Consider the following 18,923-nt stretch of genomic DNA (forward strand, 5'->3'; position numbering starts at 1 on the left):
TGTCATTCTGTTACTTAAGCCTGTTAGGCCCGCATTACGCCGAATAACACGAAGGCGCGAGTGGTTCGCGCCTTCGTTACAACATTGATGCTGCTGACGTTTTCAAGGCTTTAAAGCGCGTTTCTCGGCGATCCTTTTTCGCGTGGATTCAATCCATTGCGCACGCGTTTGAAACCCCGGCCGATTACGCGCCATTTTCTCGGTGCGCGCAATAATTTCTTCGTCGCTTGTATCCAGATCTAACGGTTCTTTGCAAGGCTGCGCCGAATAGAAAGGGCTATCGACATACACTTCAATTGGGTTGCTTTCCGGGTCTTTGAAGTAAATAGACCACGCGTTGCCGTGATCGACCTGACCGATATTCTGAATACCCGCCTTTTGAGCAAAGTGATAGTAGGCACGCAAGTCGGCAAGTGATTTCACCAGAAAAGACAACTGGTTCACCGGGTTGAACGGCAGGTTATCGGGCTTGCCGTCGAACAACACGATCTGGTGATGAATTTCCGGATCTTGCGATAAGAAATAGAGGCGGTGCCCGGTTGATGCCACCCCTTCATCAATAATAACCAGACCCAGCTTATTGCAGTAAAAATCCACCATTAAGTCGAGATCGACACAATGGATGCCTGCGTGGGTAAAGTGCAGAATGGGGGAATGATTCATAACCGCCTCACAGAGAATTGAATATGTTCCGTACGTTCTTACGCTTCGTCGGCAACGGTGTTCGACAAGGTTCCTACTTGTGAGATCACCACTTCAAAGGTGTCGCCGGGTTTCAGGAACACAGGGGGCTTGCGTTTAAAGCCCACGCCGCTGGGGGTACCAGTGGCCAGAATATCGCCGGGGTTCCAATCGAGCGCTTTGGACACGTATGAGATCAAATAGGGGATATCGAAAGCCAGCTCCGACAACTTGCCTTCCTGCATGACTTCGCCGTTCAGCACACCTTTAATTTCCATTTTCCGGTAGTCGTCGACCTCGTCGGCGGTGACCATCCATGGCCCCAGGCCGCCTGTTTTACGGAAGTTCTTGCCCATGCCGTATTGGTGGGTGTGAAATTGCCAATCGCGCAGGCTGCCGTCGTTGAAGCAGGTGTAACCGGCCACATGCGACATGGCATCTTCCGGCTTAATATTGGCACCGCCTTTACCGATTACAACCGCAAGTTCGGCTTCAAAGTCGAAATCGTGCGATGCAGTGGGGCGAATGAGCGGCGCGTTTGCAGCTTGCAGAGTATCGGCGAAACGATGAAAAACAACTGGATAATCGCCCACTTTGCGCCCCGCTTCCGCAGCATGCGCCACATAGTTAATGCCAATGCAAATAATTTTGCTGGGTTGGGGAATAACCGGCTCCAGCGTGACGGCATCAAGACCAAATTCCGGTGTTTGGTTCGCAACATAGGCTTTTGCTTCTGCTAATGATTTCTCGCTGCCGACCAATTCCGCCAAACTACCCACTCCAGCGATTTTGTCTGTTAAATCAACAACTTTGTTATCATTAACAACCGCACCGAAGCCCGGTTTTCCTGCCTTAACGTAAGAAACATATTTCATTGTCAGCCCCTTTTTTATGCATAAAGTGATTTTACTGCACTATAGCAAAAAATGTGCATGATGGAATACCCCTATTCCGTATAACCAGACGGTAGGACGAATGACATGAAACACATTATGGAGGGAGGGCCTTGGCCCAAGCATGATGAGACTTCAATACGAACGAGGACGTCACTGCAAAGGACGTCTGAGCGCGGGGCATTCAGACCGGCTAACTACTGTTGTAGCAAGCCGTGTGCGACTAAACACATTTCTAATTGTTATGATGCCTACCGAATGCCCGGTTTATAATGCTGCTGTTAAAAATAACATTTCAGCGTTAACTGGAAACTTGGTGGTTTCCTTCTTTTGTATTTAATGTTAAACCAGTTAACGTTCAACTAGTGTTCTTTTGCCGCCTGCACAAGGCATTTCGACAGCTTGTCGAAATGAAGCAGTGCTGCCTGGGTCAGTGTAATTTGTTTGCGGCGGGAATCTTCTGTATCGGTCAGCATAATCCAACCCTTGGCCCGCATCGATTTCAAACGATTATGTATGGTTGCAGGTGAACCCAGTTCGGAATACGCCATCATGTCGCGCACCGACAACCGGCTGGCCTCTTTGGTTGCAAAGGCCACCAAGCTCAAAATACGCTCTTCCAGGGGATCAAGCGCAGGTAACGACGGCAAGCCACGCAGTGATTCGGCTAACTGAAGAAAACGCAGGTAAATGTCAGCGGGGCGAGTTTTATCTTTCATTTGAAATGCCATTAGATAATTCGTTAGTCATAAATCTTGCTATGAACGCGGCTGATCTTAGCAAGCGCCTATTTGTAGGACAATAATTTAAATGTCACAAATAGTATTACAGCTATTCATGATCGCGCTTTCAAGCGTACTTTTCCTGTTTTTGTTACAGGTTAATGGTTGGCTGTTCAACCAATTTGAGTGGATTGCAGGCGTAAACTGGGTGTACTTGCCGGCCGGGGCCCGCTTGTTGTGCGTACTGTTATTTCGTACACCCGGCGCCATTGGCATTGGGCTTGGATCATGGCTGGCAGGCTCTTATTACGCTGTTCATCCCGACCCAGTATATACCGTAATTGTTAGCTTTTTGTCGGCTTTTTCGCCTTATCTCGTTTATTTATCATTAAATAACCGGCATAACCTAAGTGGGTCGCTAACCAACTTAACACCGAAACTGCTCGTACAATGCTGCTTCCTTTTTGCCATTACCAGCGCCTTTCTTCATCACATTTGGTTCGCATTCTACGGCCATGCCGACGCATCATGGCAAAGCCTTTTAGTGATGGTAACCGGCGATTTCGTCGGTGCAATACTTTTGTTATATTTTGTAAAGATTTTGCTGGCAGTGCTACGAAAATCAGCATTAAAGCCAAAACGAAACTAGCTTACGGCCCGGCCCAGGCCAATAAGCGCAGGCAGAAATAAACGAACTGTTGTACCTTTATTCACAATTGAGCGAATGCGAACCTGACCTCCCGATTGGCGCACAAAACCATACACCATGGCTAACCCCAACCCCGTGCCTTTTCCCCTTTCTTTGGTAGTGAAAAAGGGTTCAAACACACGCTCAAGCAGTTCGGGCTCAATACCCCGCCCGGAATCTGAAACCGAGATTTCAACATAAGCCCCTTTAGACACCTCCAACTCCTGGGCTTCCGACACGCTGAGCCAGTGGTTTTCAGTACGAATTAATAACCGGCCACTGCCGTTCATGGCGTCACGCGCGTTAATGGCCAAATTCAATAAAGCACTTTCAAGTTGTACGGGGTCGACATGTATGCGGTACAACGTGTCATCACAATTCAAATCAACCAAAATTTGCTCACCCAGTGCCCGTTGCAGAAACGGCTTGATCTGCCCGAGCAGTTCATTGATATCAATAACTTTGGGCTCTAAAGGTTGTTTACGGGCAAACGCCAATAAGGCCTGGGTTAAGTCAGCGCCGCGTTGAGCCGCTTTAACCACCATACCGGCCAACGGCTTTTTGTCGTCGTCGTCGGCCAGGTTTTCTTCCAGCAGTTCGGCATTGCCCAAAATAACGGTTAATAAATTGTTGAAATCGTGCGCAATGCCGCCTGTCAGTTGGCCCAGGGCATCCATGCGTTGCGCTTGCAATAGCTGCTCTTCAAGCCCCAGGCGCTGGGTAATATCACTGAAACTGACCACCGCGCCGGTAACCGTACCGCTGAAATCGACCGTGGGGGAAACGACATACTCCACGGCAAACGCGCTTCCATCTTTGCGAAAAAAATAATCTTCGTCCACGCGCCGCACACGGCCATCGCGCAACGTCTTGAATACCGGGCATTCTGTAATAGGGTAAAGTGCACCGTTTTTTCGATGATGGTGCACCAGAGCATGAGATTGCTTACCCAGCATCTCTTCACTGGCATAACCCAGCATTCGCGACGCCGCCGCATTCACGAACATCAGCCGTCCTTCGCGGTCAATTCCATGAATACCTTCGGTAACCGATTGAAGAATCACCGCCGACTGACGCTGCATTTGTGAAAGCCTTAATTCAGCAGTTTTCCGTTTGGTGATGTCGGTTATGTAGCCTTCAAGCAAAGAAATATCGCCGTTACGATTGGGGAGCGCATTACCTTGTTCCCAAACCCACCTGATTTCACCGTCGGCCCGACGAATCCGGTATTCCAGGTTGAAGTGGCCTCCTTTTTCGAGACCTCCCCGCACCTTTTCGTTGACCAAAGCCACATCGTCAGGAAAAACCAGGTCGGCATAGGCAACGGTTCGGTTACCAAGCAACTCTTCGGCGCGATAGCCGGTTAGCCGCTCAACCGCTTCACTTACAAACAACATGGTCCAGTATGCGTCGTTGCGACAGCGGTAAACCATACCCGGCAAATTCGCCAGAAATCCTCGAACATCAGTGATGGAATCGCCATTCATTTTTTCCGGCTTCCTTGGCGTTGTACATGGCGCGATCGGCTTTGTTCAATAAATCGTCTGAGGTGTCAGCATCTTCAGGGCAAAATGCGATGCCCATGCTGGCGGAAATTTTGACAGTGGCCGACTTGAGTTCAATGGGTTGCAACAAAACCGATAAAACCTTACGCAACACTGTTACCACATCAGATTCTTGCGTAATATCCCCCAATATTAAAGTAAATTCGTCGCCACCCAAACGCGCAACCGTATCACTGGCCCGTACCGCGCTTTTCAGGCGGTCGGTTACGATGATGAGCGCCTGGTCGCCGGCCTGATGCCCGTATGAATCGTTAATTTCCTTGAATTCGTCAAGGTCGATAAATACCAGTGCAAAGCCATTGCCGTAACGCTCGGTTCGTCGAATTTCATGTTCCAGGCGATCGAAAAACATGCGTCGGTTCGGCAGCCCGGTTAACGCATCGAAATTGGCCTGGCGCCAGATAATTTCCTCGGATGCTTTCATATGAGAAATATCGGTAATAGTGCCAATCATTCTGCTTGGATTCCCGCTTTCATCGTGTTCAACGATAATGCCGCGTGTCATAAACCATTTCCAGCTTTCATCTTTGCACTTCAAACGATGTTCCACCTTGTGATGCAGATTAAGCCCATTAAGGTAATCGTCCAGCGCCTGGGTAACGCGTGCATATTCATCGGGATGCAAACGGCTTTTCCATTCATCAATTGAAACGCTCAATTCGTCGGGCCCATATCCCAACAGGGCTTTCCATTGTGCGGAAACTCGAAAAGTTTGATTTGGAATATCGTAATCCCACATGCCGTCGCCCGAGCCTTCAAGCGCAAACTTCCATTTTTGTTCACTAATGGTTAATTTTCGGTTAATGCGCTTAATGTGGCGCAATGCGCCCGTACGATCAACAAGTAGCCAGGATAAAACCGCCAGAAATAACGTGGCTGTGATCCCAAATAACGCCACCCACCATTGCGTGGCGGGCATGTATCGGCGTTCGAAATCGGTGGTGGAAACGGTTTTTATGGTCCAGATCCGCCCAAAAGCCTCTACCGTACGAAATGCGTCCTGAACATGTTTGCTTTCGTCTATTTTTGGGTACGACGAACCCGCTGCACCATAGATTTGAATTGGGTTGTTTTGGTTCGTAATGTCGAAAATTTCATAAGTTAAGTTAATTTGCTCCGACAATAGAACTGAAGCCATGCTCTCACGCATATCGAATGCAATATACGCCCAACCCAACAATTGCCGATTACCGTTGTTATCGCTATAACTAAGCAGGTTTTGAAATATCGGCATGTAGAACAGATAACTATTCGACACCTTATTCGCAGCGTGATCCTGAAACAAACTTAACGGGCCCAACAACATTGCGTGACCCGTTTTCATGGCTTCAAGCATCGTTTGTTTGCGCGGCGCACTTTCAAACGCGTTGCGCCCGATCACATTCAGATTCTCCGGGCTGGCGGGAAAAATATAAACAACGGGTGCCTGATCGGCTGTTTCAAAGAAAGCGGCATACCCGGAAGCACGCACACCCGGGTTGGTTTTCTGCAAATGCAAGGTATCAACAAACGCGTTGAATTCTTCGCGGTCCACCACAACCGACGCAGCAAATAACGCGCGAATCGCTTCCAGTTGTTGTTCAAAATCGTCGAGTTGACGCAAAAACCGTTCTACCGCCAGGTCGGCTTCAATTAAGAACAGCCGATTCAACTCGTTACGAGCCTGGGTATTAAAAAAAGTCCACAATTGATACGTTAAGGCAAAACCCAACAACATTACCGCGATAGACGCGGTAATGGGGCGCAACCTAAGTCGCAAATAGGGTTTATGCAGTAACTGAGACCAACCCGGCATTGTATTTATTTGTAAGAGAACCTTATCACCATTGAATTCTGTTCTAGCAGAAAAAGCAATAGCCGTTTTTCCTCAGGGTTGGTCCTAATTTATTTATAAAATATAAATATTATGATTCATAATTATTAACCTGATATCCTATTTTTCTTATCGCAGGACACGCCAACATGACTTCTACAAAACAATACAACTTGCTGTCCGTCAAAATGCTGGACAACATTGCGCTCGTTACCCTAACGCGTCCGGCTAAACGCAACGCAATCAACCTTGATCTGGTCAGTGAGCTGAATCAATGTTTTCAATCCTTTTCGGAAGACGTGAAAGCCATTATTTTGAATGGCGAGGGTGAGCATTTCTGTGCCGGTCTCGATCTGTCCGAGGTTCGGGAACACACGGTACCCCAATCCGTTCTGCATTCACGTATGTGGCATGAAGCTTTCAACCAAATTCAGTTTGGTCGGGCACCTGTTATTGCGGTGATGCATGGTGCCGTTGTCGGCGGGGGGCTTGAGCTGGCTTCCGCCACACATATTCGTATAGCTGAATCGTCTGCTTTTTACGCCCTGCCCGAAGGGAAACGGGGGTTATTCGTGGGCGGTGGCGGCTCGGTGCGTATTTCACGACTCATGGGCGTCAACCGCATGACCGACCTCATGCTTACCGGCCGTGTACTAAACGCTGAGGAAGGTCAGCAAATTGGCGTGTCAACCTATTTAACCGAACCAGGCAAGGGGTTGGAAAAAGCCATGGAGCTTGCCAAAGGTATTGCAAGTAACGCTGAAATGACCAACTACGCCGTTATGCACATGTTGCCGCGTATTGCCGATCAGAATATTCAAGATGGCCTGGCCACGGAATCATTAATGGCGGCCGTTGCACAAACCGACCCGGCAACACGACGCTTGCTGGCGGAATTTCTGGATCAGAAAAAGAATAAAGTTCAAAGGAGCTAAGCCTCATGCATTACCACCCCCCTTTGAAAGACATTTCATTTGTACTGTTTGAACTGTTCAATGCTGCACAAACATTGAACCGTTACCCTGAGTTTGAAGAAATTGACCAGGATTTAATGAGTCAAGTCATTGAAGAAGCCGGGCGTTTTGCATCTGAAATACTCCTTCCCACCAATGCAGTGGGTGATCGCGAAGGCTGCCAATTTGAAAACGGCCATGTAAAAACACCAAGCGGATTCAAACAGGCTTACCGGCAATTTCAGGAAGCCGGTTGGCCCGCATTGGCTTGCGATCCCGCCTACGGCGGGCAAGGTTTGCCTCATACTTTAAACACCGTTTTATATGAAATGTTAACGGGAACCAACCATGCATGGTCAATGTTTCCCGGGCTTCTACACGGCGCGTATTCCAGTCTTTATCATTACGCCAACGATGAATTGAAGGATATCTATTTACCCAAAATTGTCAGCGGCGAATGGCTTGCCACCATGTGCTTAACGGAACCGCAAGCCGGCAGTGATCTGGGCTTGATTCGCACCAAGGCAACGCCCGCCGATAATGGGCACTATATTCTTGAAGGCAACAAAATCTTCATTTCCGGTGGTGAACACGACTTAACCGAAAATATTGTGCATTTGGTTTTGGCCCGATTACCCGACGCACCACCGGGCAGCAAAGGTATTTCTTTATTTCTGGTACCCAAATTCCTGCCGGAGAACGGGGTTCCAAAAGTACGCAACGCGGTGCACTGTACTGGTATTGAACACAAAATGGGTATTCATGGCAGTGCAACCTGCAGTATCCAATTTGAACAAGCGACGGGATGGCTGGTGGGCGAACCCAATAAAGGGTTGGCGGCCATGTTCAAAATGATGAATGCGGCCCGTTTATTGGTGGGTATCAATGGCGTCGGCGTATCGGAAACGGTTTACCAGAATGCTTTGGCCTACGCTAAAGAACGCATTCAAATGCGTGCGGCAACCCGCCCTGAAAACCGTCACAGTGAGCCCGCCGACCCAATCGTGATGCATCCGGCCATACAGCGCATGCTGATGTCACAGAAAGCCTATGCTGAAGGCGGCCGCATGCTTGCCTACTACAGCGCGTTGCTTCTTGATGGTGCCGAGCACCATCCCGATGAACAAATAAAGGCGCACTTCGAAAGCGAGTTAGCGTTACTCACGCCCATTATTAAAGCCATGCTGACGGATCAAGGCTTCGAAGCCGCCGGCCAGGCGATACAAATTTTCGGAGGCCATGGATACATACAGGAAACCGGCATTGAACAGTACTTGCGCGACATAAAAATTGCCCAAATTTACGAAGGTACCAATGAGATTCAGGCAATCGATTTAATCATGCGCAAGATCCTTGCCGATAACGGCCAACGCCTTTTTAATTTGCTGGATCGAATTCAGGAAACAATCAACACCACAACACAACCTGCATTTGTAAACTCCGTGGCGGCGTTAACACAGGTATGTCAGCACTTGCGCGCGCTCATTCCGGCGATATCCGACGCAAGCCGGCAATCGCCTGATTTACCGTATCAAATTGCACCTGAAATGTTGCGCCTGGTTGGTCATGCTGCAATGGGGTGGTTATGGCTGAAAGCAGCCACGATCGCCGATGAACAGAAAGAAAAGGATCCCGCGTTTTACGGATCGAAAATCGATACCGCACAATACTATTTTGACTTCATCCTTCCGGAAACGCGGCAATTAATACAAGTCATAGATCAATATTTAATTCACTCACAACAAGGTCATTCAACGAATTACCTTGATAGCCTGATGTAGTCATGAGTAACATAAAAAACAATCAGGAAAGCGATGCTGCCATAGAACAGTCGTTTCTTTTAAAGCAGGTTGGCTATAACTGTCTTCAGGCTTATTTGAAGATTGAACCGGATATTAAAAAACGTTTAATACGGTATCAACTTAAACCCGTTGAATTCACTGTTCTATCGCTGATTAGTGCCAATCCGCAAATTAACCAAAAGCGGCTTGGCCACACAATTAATGTCTCCCCGCCCAACCTCGCAACGCTTCTCGATAAAATGGAGTTACGTCAGTTGCTGGTGCGAAAACGTAATCCAAACGATAAACGCTCACAAATTCTGGAACTAACGGAAAAAGGTCAGTTTCTGTTTGGCAAAGCCAGGCAGCAATTCGAAAAAAACGAAAGTATTCCTAATCTTTCAAACGACGAACAAAAGCAACTTTTACGCTTGCTGCAAAAAATATTTCTCTAGAAGCGCCATAGTCTATGTATTTGCTTAAGTCACTCGATAGCGGGCCAATCGATATCGTTGGCGACATACACGGCGAAATCGATGCCCTGGAAGCCCTCCTTGAACGACTGGGATATAGAAGTAACGGTTCACACCCTGATAACCGCCGTCTAGTGTTTATCGGCGATCTGGTTGATCGTGGCCCCGACAGCCCCGGTGTCGTGAAACGTGTTCGCGAACTGGTTGAGAATCACGATGCACAATTTATTCTGGGCAACCACGAACTGAATTTACTGGTTAACGATATTAAAGACGGTTCGGGCTGGTTTTTTGACGAACGATTTGAGCGTGATTGTGAAAATTATGCGCCGTTTGCTCGCACACCCGAATCAGAACGCGAAAGTGTACGCGCGTTCTTGTCTGAACAACCCGTGGCGCTTTATCGGAACGATATTCGTATTGTTCATGCGGCATGGACCACAAATGCCATTAACGCCGTCAGCCAACTCCCTTTGGGAACATTAGTTGAAAACTACTTTGAGTGGGAAGAACACACACGTCGTCAGGCTGACGCAGAGGGCATTTACGAACATTACCTGGAGGCAAAAGAGAAATGGGCCGACCGCCTGGAAGACGAATCCAACCCCCCGCCATTTTTAGACGCAATCGCTGAATATGAGGCCATGCAGCAAACTTTTAACCCACTGAAGGTCTTAACGTCAGGCGTTGAAAAACGAAGCGAGGAAGCCTTCTTCGCAGGCCGCCGTTGGCGCTATTCCGATCGTATCAATTGGTGGATGAATTATTCCGACAACATACCGGTTGTCATTGGCCACTACTGGCGATTACTGGAAAAACAGGAAGCGTCTCGCACACCGCGCTACACCCGCCTATTTTCAAATATCCCCCCCCTTGCCTGGCATGGTAAGCGACACAACGTGTTTTGTATTGATTACTCCGTCGGTGCACGTTGGCGCGACCGTAAAGCAAATCAGCCTATTGAAACTTCAAGATTCAGATTAGCCGCATTACGTTGGCCCGAGAATCGAGTCGTTTTTGACAATGGTTTCGAAGCTTTCACTAAATAGTTTCATTTTTTTACAATTTAACTGCGTCGAAAAGGCTTGTGGATAACTACTAGAGACAACGATTGTGAATGAGCTGTGGATGAAAGCTGAACAACTACATCAATTACACAGCCCAATAGAATTATGCAGAAACTGTTAGGTAGTTGTAAGAAGGTTTATACCCATTAAATTTTTAAATAACCTATTGATTATTAAAGTATTTTCGAGTTTCCCACACTATACACAGGCACCCATTAGTTATTTAAGTTTTATATATAAAAGATGTGTATAAAACCATTAAGATCCCAACCCGTTTCCACCCAGGCACAGTGATTTGCAAAGCACTTTATTCGCTCTATACTTCGGTCTGCATTGAAAACGTCATAAACACTTCAATCGTGCAATGGCCTCATCCAAGGTATTCGTGTTCTTTGCAAAACATAAACGAATAAGCTTGTTGTTCGATGTGTTCGCAGTTGGGCTGCAGTAAAAAGCAGACAATGGAATCGCTGTAACACGATGCTTGGTGGTTAGCCAATGGCAGAAATCATATTCGTTTAAATCTGAATAATCGGCGTAAGACGCCAAAAGGAAAAATGATCCTTCCGACGAATAAGGTGCTAGTGGTGTGTTGATTCTTAGTTGATTCGATAAATAATCTTTTTTCTCTTCGTAGAACGAAGATAAGTTTGCATAAGTATTCGCGTCACCCATAAAGCGACTCAATGCAACTTGCATGGGTGTACTCACGGTGAAAACAGCAAATTGGTGAACTTTACGAATTTCTGTCATTAAAGCTTTTGGTGCTGCGCAATAGCCTATTTTCCAACCGGTCACGTGATACGTTTTTCCAAAAGAGGAAATGACCACCGACTTTTCGGCTAATGCAGGCCGAGAAGACATACTTAAATGAGGATTGCCGTTAAACACAATGTGTTCGTATACCTCGTCTGAAATAATGTTTATTCCATATTGATTAACAATCGACTCAAGTTCATTTAAATCGTCGTTTTTAAAAACCATTGTGGTTGGGTTATGGGGAGTATTGATAATTAGCAATCTGGTTCTTGAGCTAAGTGCATCACGTATTTTTTCCCAATTTATTTTGTAGTTTTCATTTGGGTGTGTTGGTGGGTCCATTGCAACTACAACGGGAGTGGCACCTGCAAGTTGCACTGCGGGAAGGTATAAATCATAAAAAGGTTCAATAATAATAACTTCGTCACCCGTTCCGCATAACGCCAATATTGAACTCATTAGTGCTTCGGTGGCGCCCGATGTAATCGTAATTTCAGTTTCCGGCGAATAACGGTGGCCGTATAAGTTTTCAATTTTTTCCGAGATCGCGATTAGTAAATCATGAAAGCCCGCAAGTTGCGGATATTGGTTATACCCCTCCAGCATCGCCTGGTTAACGAGCTCGATCAGTTTTTTGTCCGGATTGAAATCAGGGAATCCTTGCCCCAGATTAATGGCTTTATTTTGGATAGAAAGTTGGCTCATTATTGAGAATATGGTTGTGCCAACCGATGGTAGTTTTGAGCGAATTTCCGTGGTCATTATCCAGGCTCTCTTTTCCAGTTGTTTTGAATTTGGTTAATTTTTTCAGTTTGTAGTTTATGCTGTCTACAAGTGTTGCGTTACGTTAACCTAGGGTTAATAAGTAGTTGAAAGATATAACAACTATGGTTATGCTGATGCTGCATTTGAAATCAAGCAGAGCGTAAGCGTCGTATAAGTATTGCCCGATTTTGTGTTTTTGGGTTTCGCAAAAAACCCGTTGGCATTTCCGGTTTTTATTCGTGTTAGCGCCCCTTGTTTCTTTTGTTTTTTTTATGTTTTTTTAGGACGCTAATTTATTATGTCTCAAACCGGTAAAGTTAAATGGTTTAACGCCGACAAAGGTTTTGGTTTTATTACCCCCGACGCTGGTGGTTCCGATGTTTTTGCTCACTTTTCAGCTATCGAAGGTCGCGGTTATCGCAGTCTGAACGAAGGTCAAGAAGTTGAGTTCGAAGTTAATGATGGTCCAAAAGGTCCTCAGGCTGCTAATATTCGAGCTCTGTAAACAAGTCACGCAACTTGTTAAGAAGAAGCCCCACTTGTTGGGGCTTTTTTCTTTCCACTAACTATGCACACTGTTATCCACAAGCTTGCTTGATCATAACCCGCATGAGAATTGCGTTGTACGCTTTCATGTCTTGAAATCAGTGTGTGTTATTCACAGAGTATTTTCTCATTTTAGTGTTTCACGTGGAACAAACCTGTTGTGACTGTTGGATTAAATGTTTCACGTGAAATATAAGTAGCAGCCGTAAAATAGCAACCGGAATTTACACGTCAACTTTCTTTGTTTCACGTGGAACAAGGTCAGCCAGTTATAATTAGTTATTCATCTCGTTCGAGAATTTTCATATGATTTATCCCGATACCTTTGACGTTATTGTTGTAGGGGGTGGCCATGCTGGTACAGAGGCCGCGCTTGCTTCTGCGCGTACTGGAGCCAAAACCTTACTGCTAACGCATAATATCGACACCCTAGGCCAAATGTCGTGTAACCCTTCCATAGGTGGAATCGGTAAAGGGCACTTGGTTAAAGAGGTTGATGCTATGGGTGGCGCCATGGCTTTAGCAACGGATAAAGCGGGAATCCAATTTAGGATTCTTAATCGCTCAAAAGGGCCGGCCGTGCGCGCCACACGGGCTCAAGCAGATCGATCGCTGTATCGGCAAGCAATTCGAACGGTATTGGAAAATCAGGCAAACCTCACGATCTTTCAGCAATCAGTTGAAGACTTAATGATTGAAGGTGAGAAAGTAGTTGGTGCCGTAACCAAGATTGGTTTGAAGTTCAAAGGTAGAGCGGTTGTTCTTACGGCGGGAACATTTCTAAACGGATTGATTCACGTTGGACTTGATAATTACTCCGCAGGTCGAGCCGGCGATCCGCCTGCTATTTCATTGGCGCAACGACTTAAAGAATTAAAATTACCTCAAGGTCGGCTGAAAACGGGTACACCGCCACGCATCGACGCAAGAACAGTTGATTTCAGCAAAACACTTGCACAACCCGGCGATTTGGATCCAATACCTGTATTTTCTTTTATGGGTAATGTGGATATGCATCCAGAACAGGTGCCCTGCTGGATAACGCATACGAATGAACGCACGCATGACATTATTCGTTCAGGATTGGATCGCTCCCCCATGTATAGCGACCAAGGCCAAATTGAAGGTGTTGGCCCGCGTTATTGCCCATCTATTGAAGACAAGATTCATCGTTTTGCTGATAAGCCGAGCCATCAGATTTTTCTGGAGCCGGAGGGGTTTACCACAACAGAAATATACCCAAATGGTGTTTCCACAAGCTTGCCGTTCGATATTCAGTTGGCCATGATTCGAACTTTACCGGGTCTTGAGAACGCCAATATTATGCGGCCTGGGTATGCCATTGAATATGATTACTACGATCCACGTGAATTAAAATTTTCATTGGAAACAAAAGCGATTAACGGGCTGTTTTTCGCAGGCCAGATCAATGGGACCACAGGTTACGAAGAAGCGGCAGCGCAGGGTTTGGTTGCCGGGTTGAATGCTGCACGATTTGTAAAAGATCTTGAGCCTTGGCTTCCTAAAAGAAATGAAGCGTATATGGGAGTGTTGGTTGACGACCTCATTACCCGTGGTGTGAGTGAACCGTACCGCATGTTTACTTCCAGGGCTGAGTATCGACTAAGCCTGCGTGAAGATAACGCCGATATGCGTTTAACAGATCAAGCACGCCAAATGGGTCTTATTGGTGATGCGCAGTGGGATGCGTTTAACCGAAAGCGCGACGCTGTTGAGGCTGAAGTAGCGCGTTTGAAGTCTACTTGGGTCCAGCCTCAAAAATTGAGTTCTGAATCGGCTGAGCGCGTTTTGGGAAAACAAATTGAGCGTGAATATTCTTTGCATGATCTTTTGAAACGCCCCAATGTTCAATATGAAACATTGGCCGACCTTAAAGATACCGAAGGTGAGTCTTTAGCGGGTGTTCTGGTTAAGGAGGCCCATGTTTCTGAGCAGGTGGAAATACAAATCAAATATGCCGGTTATGTAAATCGCCAGCAGGAAGAGGTTAAGAAGCAGGCGGAATTGGAAGATCAATTAATACCAGACGAAATCAACTACGATGCAATTCATAGTCTTTCAATAGAAGTGAGACAAAAACTGAAGCAAAGTCGGCCTCAAACAATAGGCCAGGCCCGGCGTGTTTCAGGTGTAACGCCTGCGGCCATTTCATTATTATTGATTCACATTAAACGCTTACAATATGGCCGGAAAGTTGCCTAATGGAAATAGCGACCGATTACAGGAATCGTATTGCCGATGCAGCACAAAAACTTGACCTTGTTTTAAGTGATTTGCAAATAGAGCAATTACTGAAGTATGTACATTCCTTATTGAAATGGAATCGAACCTATAATTTAACGGCGTTACGCGCGCCTGATCAGGTTTTGATCCACCATATATTTGATAGCCTGGCGTTAATTCCCCCTTTTCTGAAATATTTAGATACAAATAGAAAAGGAGAGCCAGGCACCCTGGTCGATGTGGGTTCCGGTGGTGGTTTGCCAGGTGTTGTTCTGGCAATATGTTTTCCCGATTGGCAGGTTTATTGTGTAGATGCCGTCGAAAAGAAAACCGCATTTCTTCGGCAGTTAAGAGGCGCCCTGCAGCTGCCTAATTTACAAGCATGCCATGGCCGTATCGAACAACTAAGTAATTTGAACGCAGATGTTATCGTGTCGCGCGCGTTTGCGTCCTTGCAGGATTTTGTTGAGTTATCGTCAAAGCATTTGAAAGCACACGGTGTCTTCATTGCAATGAAAGGGCTGACGCCGGAAAAAGAAATCCAGGATTTAACCCTACACACCGACTGGAAAATATGGCACATTGACACGCTTGAGGTGCCGGATTTGAACGCGCAACGTTGCCTGGTATGGATTCGTAGTTAAGGAAAATAAATGAGTGCTTATCAAAACACCGAATTGGCGAAAGTTTTTTGTATTGCCAATCAGAAAGGCGGGGTTGGAAAAACCACAACAGCGATTAATCTTGCTGCAGCCTTGGTAATGCACAAGAAAAAAGTTTTGCTTATCGATTTGGATCCGCAAGGCAACGCCACAATGGGTAGCGGCATCAATAAAAATGAAATTGAACAGAACCTTTACCACGTCTTGATTGGCGACGCCGACATTAACAGTGCCAAAGTTGTTTCGCCAACCGGGGGATACGACGTACTACCCGCAAATAGGGAGTTATCCGGCGCTGAAATCGATCTGGTCCAGATGGAACAACGCGAAAAGCAACTTAAGTTCGCGATTGCGGAAGTCATTAATGATTATGATTTCATACTAATCGATTGCCCGCCCACGTTGTCTTTATTGACCTTGAATGGGCTAGCCGGCGCGCAGGGCGTTATTATTCCAATGCAATGCGAATATTTCGCTTTGGAAGGTCTGTCTGACCTGGTTAACACCGTTAAACGTGTTCACAGAAACATTAATCCTGATCTCCAGCTTATTGGGCTGCTTCGGGTTATGTTCGACACACGCGTTACGCTTCAGCAGCAAGTGTCAACACAAATAGAAAACCATTTTGGTGACCGCGTATTCAAAACCGTGGTTCCGCGTAATGTGCGTTTGGCGGAAGCGCCAAGTCACGGCATGCCGGGTACGGTATACGATAAAAGCTCAAGAGGCGCAAAAGCCTATATTGAATTTGCAAAAGAACTTATTAAGCGGGTCAAACAAGACGCCCTGGAAGGCGCAACAAATAATCCGTAAAACAAACAGGAACAGATGTTATGGCAACGAGGAAAAAAGGGTTGGGGCGAGGTCTTGATGCGCTGCTGGGCGCCGATACCGATGCAATGAATCAGTTGGGTAAAAAAGCCGAAGCAATTGAAACTCATCCTTCAGTTTTGCCATTAAACAAACTCGTTGCGGGCAAATATCAGCCACGTACCCGTATGGATGAAGGGGCGTTGAACGAACTGGCCGAATCAATTCGCACGCAAGGCATTATGCAGCCTATTTTGGTGCGGGCACTTGCTGCAAACAAGAAAGGCCAGTACGAAATTATTGCCGGGGAACGACGTTACCGGGCGGCCAAACTGGCGGGTCTGAAAGAAGTGCCTGTGCTGGTGCGTGAAGTTGAAGACGAGAACGCCGCCATTATGGCGCTTATTGAAAATATACAGCGTGAAGATTTGAATCCGCTGGAAGAAGCGCATGGTGTTAAGCGTTTACTGGATGATTTCGGATTAACGCATGAGCAGGCCGCCACGGCTATCGGGCGATCCCGCTCGGCAACCAGTAATCTGCTCAGGCTACTTAACTTAACGGAACCAGTGCAAACCATGTTGCTCGCCGGTGATATCGACATGGGTCATGCACGCGCTTTGCTCGCTGTGGAAGCGGCCCAGCAAATTTTGTTGGCCAATGAAATTATCACGCGTCGTTTGTCGGTTCGCGAAGCTGAAAAACTGGTTGGCAAAGCGCTGCGTGAAACTGAAGAGACCGCACCTAAGCCGACAGCAACTCAAAATGCAAAAACCGGCGATATCAAGCGCCTGGAAGAAAGCTTATCCGATCACTTGGGAACTCGAGTGGCTTTAAAAGTAGGCAAAAAAAATAAAGGGCAGCTCGTTATCGATTTCCACGATTGGGATCATTTGAACGCGCTATTGGAGCAACAAGGCCTGTCAAACGCGATCGACTCCTGATACATGGCAAAACGCATTCATATTCTGGCCACCGGCGGCACCATCGCCGGTACCGCGGATACGCGTGGCGGGTACGCGGCAGGTCAGGTTAGCGTTGAGGCATTATTGGATTCTTTGCCATCACGTCCGCAAGATATGGTGGTTAGCTTCGAACAGTTGGCCAACGTGGGAAGTCAGTCGATCACCAACGACATTTGGTATCAACTGGCCAACCGCATTAACAAAATCAGCAATGAAAACCTGGCCGATGGCATTGTGGTGACACATGGCACGGACACCATGGAAGAAACGGCGTATTTTTTGAATCTTGTTACGCCTGGTCAAATACCGGTGGTTCTAACGGGCGCGATGAAACCTGCCGACGCCTTTTCGCCCGACGGCCCTGAAAACTTGTTATCGGCACTTTATTTGGCGGCCAATACCGCTGCAGCCAATCTGGGTGTTTTGGTTGTGATGAATTCGGCCATTCATTCGGCACGCTATATTCAAAAAACAGGCTCGAATCAGGATAATGCGTTCCAGTCGATTCCGTTTGGCCCGGTTGGCACACAGCGGGGTCACACAACCATCTTCTTTGCCAACGGATTAAGTTCATTGCATACCGCCCATACGGCCTTTACCAATGCAATCCAAACGGGAAAACTCAACTTGCACGATAAGTTTAGTTTGCCAACTGTAAATATTTTGTATGTGCATGCGGGAATGCAAGACGAAATGCTAGAACACTGGATGGCTATGCCTCACCAGGGCATCGTGGTGGCTGGTGTGGGTTCGGGCAACATCAGCCGTGCATTAGAGTCTTTGCTGGCCGCGCAAGTCGCCAAAGGTATTGTGGTCGTACGAAGCACACGCCTGGCTTTCGGGCATGTGGCACGCAATGTTGAAGTAGACGACGACCAACAGGGTTTTGTGGCGGCTCAAAGCTTAAACCCCGCCAAAGCCAGGATTCTGCTGCAACTTGCGTTGGCATTGCAGTTACCGTCGCCCCAAATTCAGGCACTTTACAATACGCATTAAGTAGCGCGTGCAAGCAAACTTGCATGAAGCGAAAAATTCGTGCATAATTCGGGATTCTCTTTCGGTGGGGTGCCCGAGTGGTTAAAGGGGGCAGACTGTAAATCTGTTGGCCTTGCGCCTACGTTGGTTCGAATCCAACTCCCACCACCAAGAGTTTAGGGGCTAATCGACGCGTCAGGATGAAACCAGCCCTTGCGCAAAATTGAAGAGAATCCCTTCGCGGGTGTAGCTCAATGGTAGAGCAGAAGCCTTCCAAGCTTACGACGAGGGTTCGATTCCCTTCACCCGCTCCAGAAAGAATTCAAATCCGCTTGAATCAAGCGGGTTTTTTTAGCTTGATAACCGCCCATGTGGCTCAGTGGTAGAGCACTCCCTTGGTAAGGGAGAGGTCACGCGTTCGATCCGCGTCATGGGCACCATAGAAATTTTATTTAATAGCAGTCCTATCGAGTCAGGAGTCAGCCATGGCAAAAGGAAAATTTGAGCGGACCAAACCGCACGTAAACGTGGGCACGATTGGCCACGTTGACCACGGCAAAA

General features: G+C 47.0%; 17 protein-coding genes, 3 tRNA genes and 1 pseudogene. 15 read left to right on the forward strand and 6 right to left on the reverse strand.

The genetic code is table 11. The features are described 5' to 3' along the window. Positions 1–102 precede the first annotated feature (102 nt). The 3 genes from CJO09_RS12010 to CJO09_RS12020 form a co-directional block, all read right to left on the reverse strand. Complete coding sequence (locus tag CJO09_RS12010) at positions 103–663, reverse strand: VOC family protein (RefSeq protein WP_119442545.1); 561 nt, start codon at positions 661–663, stop codon at positions 103–105. A gap of 38 nt (positions 664–701) precedes the next feature. Next, a complete protein-coding gene (locus CJO09_RS12015; protein ID WP_119442546.1) occupies positions 702–1,556 on the reverse strand; it encodes a fumarylacetoacetate hydrolase family protein in 855 nt (284 codons plus the stop codon). Positions 1,557–1,936: 380 nt separating this feature from the next. Next, positions 1,937–2,293: a winged helix-turn-helix domain-containing protein gene (locus CJO09_RS12020; protein ID WP_114420496.1), complete on the reverse strand. Its 357-nt coding sequence runs from the start codon at positions 2,291–2,293 to the stop codon at positions 1,937–1,939. Positions 2,294–2,384: 91 nt separating this feature from the next. Here CJO09_RS12020 and CJO09_RS12025 point away from each other — a divergent pair, with 91 nt between their 5' ends. Beyond that, a complete protein-coding gene (locus CJO09_RS12025; RefSeq protein WP_119442547.1) occupies positions 2,385–2,945 on the forward strand; it encodes a hypothetical protein in 561 nt (186 codons plus the stop codon). On the opposite strand, the gene CJO09_RS12030 is transcribed toward CJO09_RS12025, so the two are convergent. Both CJO09_RS12030 and CJO09_RS12035 read right to left on the reverse strand, forming a co-directional pair. After that, complete coding sequence (locus CJO09_RS12030) at positions 2,942–4,471, reverse strand: PAS domain-containing hybrid sensor histidine kinase/response regulator (RefSeq protein ID WP_119442548.1); 1,530 nt, start codon at positions 4,469–4,471, stop codon at positions 2,942–2,944. The genes CJO09_RS12025 and CJO09_RS12030 overlap by 4 nt on opposite strands. Continuing rightward, positions 4,449–6,344 carry a sensor domain-containing diguanylate cyclase gene (locus tag CJO09_RS12035; RefSeq protein WP_119442549.1) on the reverse strand — a complete coding sequence of 632 codons (1,896 nt, stop codon included), beginning with the start codon at positions 6,342–6,344 and terminating at the stop codon, positions 4,449–4,451. The genes CJO09_RS12030 and CJO09_RS12035 overlap by 23 nt, the downstream gene beginning before the upstream one ends. A gap of 167 nt (positions 6,345–6,511) precedes the next feature. Between CJO09_RS12035 and CJO09_RS12040 the strand changes: the two genes are divergently transcribed. From CJO09_RS12040 to CJO09_RS12055, 4 genes are read left to right on the forward strand one after another with little or no spacing between them, the layout of a single operon-like run. Next, a complete protein-coding gene (locus tag CJO09_RS12040) occupies positions 6,512–7,297 on the forward strand; it encodes a crotonase/enoyl-CoA hydratase family protein (protein ID WP_119442550.1) in 786 nt (261 codons plus the stop codon). Between the two features lie 5 nt (positions 7,298–7,302). Next, positions 7,303–9,096: an acyl-CoA dehydrogenase family protein gene (locus tag CJO09_RS12045; protein WP_119442551.1), complete on the forward strand. Its 1,794-nt coding sequence runs from the start codon at positions 7,303–7,305 to the stop codon at positions 9,094–9,096. A gap of 2 nt (positions 9,097–9,098) precedes the next feature. Further along, complete coding sequence (locus CJO09_RS12050; protein WP_119442552.1) at positions 9,099–9,551, forward strand: MarR family winged helix-turn-helix transcriptional regulator; 453 nt, start codon at positions 9,099–9,101, stop codon at positions 9,549–9,551. Between the two features lie 14 nt (positions 9,552–9,565). Further along, complete coding sequence (locus CJO09_RS12055; RefSeq protein WP_119442553.1) at positions 9,566–10,618, forward strand: metallophosphoesterase; 1,053 nt, start codon at positions 9,566–9,568, stop codon at positions 10,616–10,618. Positions 10,619–10,978: 360 nt separating this feature from the next. Here the strand turns inward: CJO09_RS12055 and CJO09_RS12060 are convergent, their stop codons facing one another. After that, the gene (locus tag CJO09_RS12060) at positions 10,979–12,157 is read right to left on the reverse strand and encodes a methionine aminotransferase (protein ID WP_119442554.1); all 1,179 of its coding nucleotides are present in this window, start codon (positions 12,155–12,157) and stop codon (positions 10,979–10,981) included. A 301-nt stretch (positions 12,158–12,458) separates the two neighbouring features. Here CJO09_RS12060 and cspE point away from each other — a divergent pair, with 301 nt between their 5' ends. The 10 genes and pseudogenes from cspE to CJO09_RS12110 all read left to right on the forward strand — a co-directional run. Then, positions 12,459–12,665 (forward strand): transcription antiterminator/RNA stability regulator CspE, encoded by a 207-nt coding sequence (gene cspE, locus CJO09_RS12065; protein ID WP_114420180.1) that lies wholly within the window; start codon positions 12,459–12,461, stop codon positions 12,663–12,665. Between the two features lie 347 nt (positions 12,666–13,012). Continuing rightward, positions 13,013–14,929 (forward strand): tRNA uridine-5-carboxymethylaminomethyl(34) synthesis enzyme MnmG, encoded by a 1,917-nt coding sequence (gene mnmG, locus CJO09_RS12070; protein WP_119442555.1) that lies wholly within the window; start codon positions 13,013–13,015, stop codon positions 14,927–14,929. After that, positions 14,929–15,594 carry a 16S rRNA (guanine(527)-N(7))-methyltransferase RsmG gene (rsmG, locus tag CJO09_RS12075; RefSeq protein WP_119442556.1) on the forward strand — a complete coding sequence of 222 codons (666 nt, stop codon included), beginning with the start codon at positions 14,929–14,931 and terminating at the stop codon, positions 15,592–15,594. The genes mnmG and rsmG overlap by 1 nt, the downstream gene beginning before the upstream one ends. Before the next feature lie 9 nt (positions 15,595–15,603). Beyond that, complete coding sequence (locus CJO09_RS12080) at positions 15,604–16,425, forward strand: ParA family protein (protein ID WP_114420177.1); 822 nt, start codon at positions 15,604–15,606, stop codon at positions 16,423–16,425. 20 nt (positions 16,426–16,445) lie between these two features. Then, positions 16,446–17,366 (forward strand): ParB/RepB/Spo0J family partition protein, encoded by a 921-nt coding sequence (locus CJO09_RS12085; RefSeq protein WP_119442557.1) that lies wholly within the window; start codon positions 16,446–16,448, stop codon positions 17,364–17,366. A gap of 3 nt (positions 17,367–17,369) precedes the next feature. Further along, positions 17,370–18,383, forward strand: a complete 1,014-nt coding sequence (locus tag CJO09_RS12090; protein WP_119442558.1) for an asparaginase — start codon at positions 17,370–17,372, stop codon at positions 18,381–18,383. A 63-nt stretch (positions 18,384–18,446) separates the two neighbouring features. Then, positions 18,447–18,533, forward strand: a tRNA-Tyr gene (locus tag CJO09_RS12095). A gap of 69 nt (positions 18,534–18,602) precedes the next feature. After that, positions 18,603–18,676, forward strand: a tRNA-Gly gene (locus CJO09_RS12100). Between the two features lie 51 nt (positions 18,677–18,727). Continuing rightward, a tRNA-Thr gene (locus CJO09_RS12105) sits at positions 18,728–18,802 on the forward strand. A gap of 45 nt (positions 18,803–18,847) precedes the next feature. Next, positions 18,848–18,923 (forward strand): annotated as a pseudogene (locus CJO09_RS12110) (GTP-binding protein); the annotation flags it as partial.

The sequence above is a fragment of the Neopusillimonas maritima genome, assembly GCF_003576595.1.
Taxonomy (GTDB): Bacteria; Pseudomonadota; Gammaproteobacteria; order Burkholderiales; family Burkholderiaceae_B; genus Neopusillimonas; species Neopusillimonas maritima.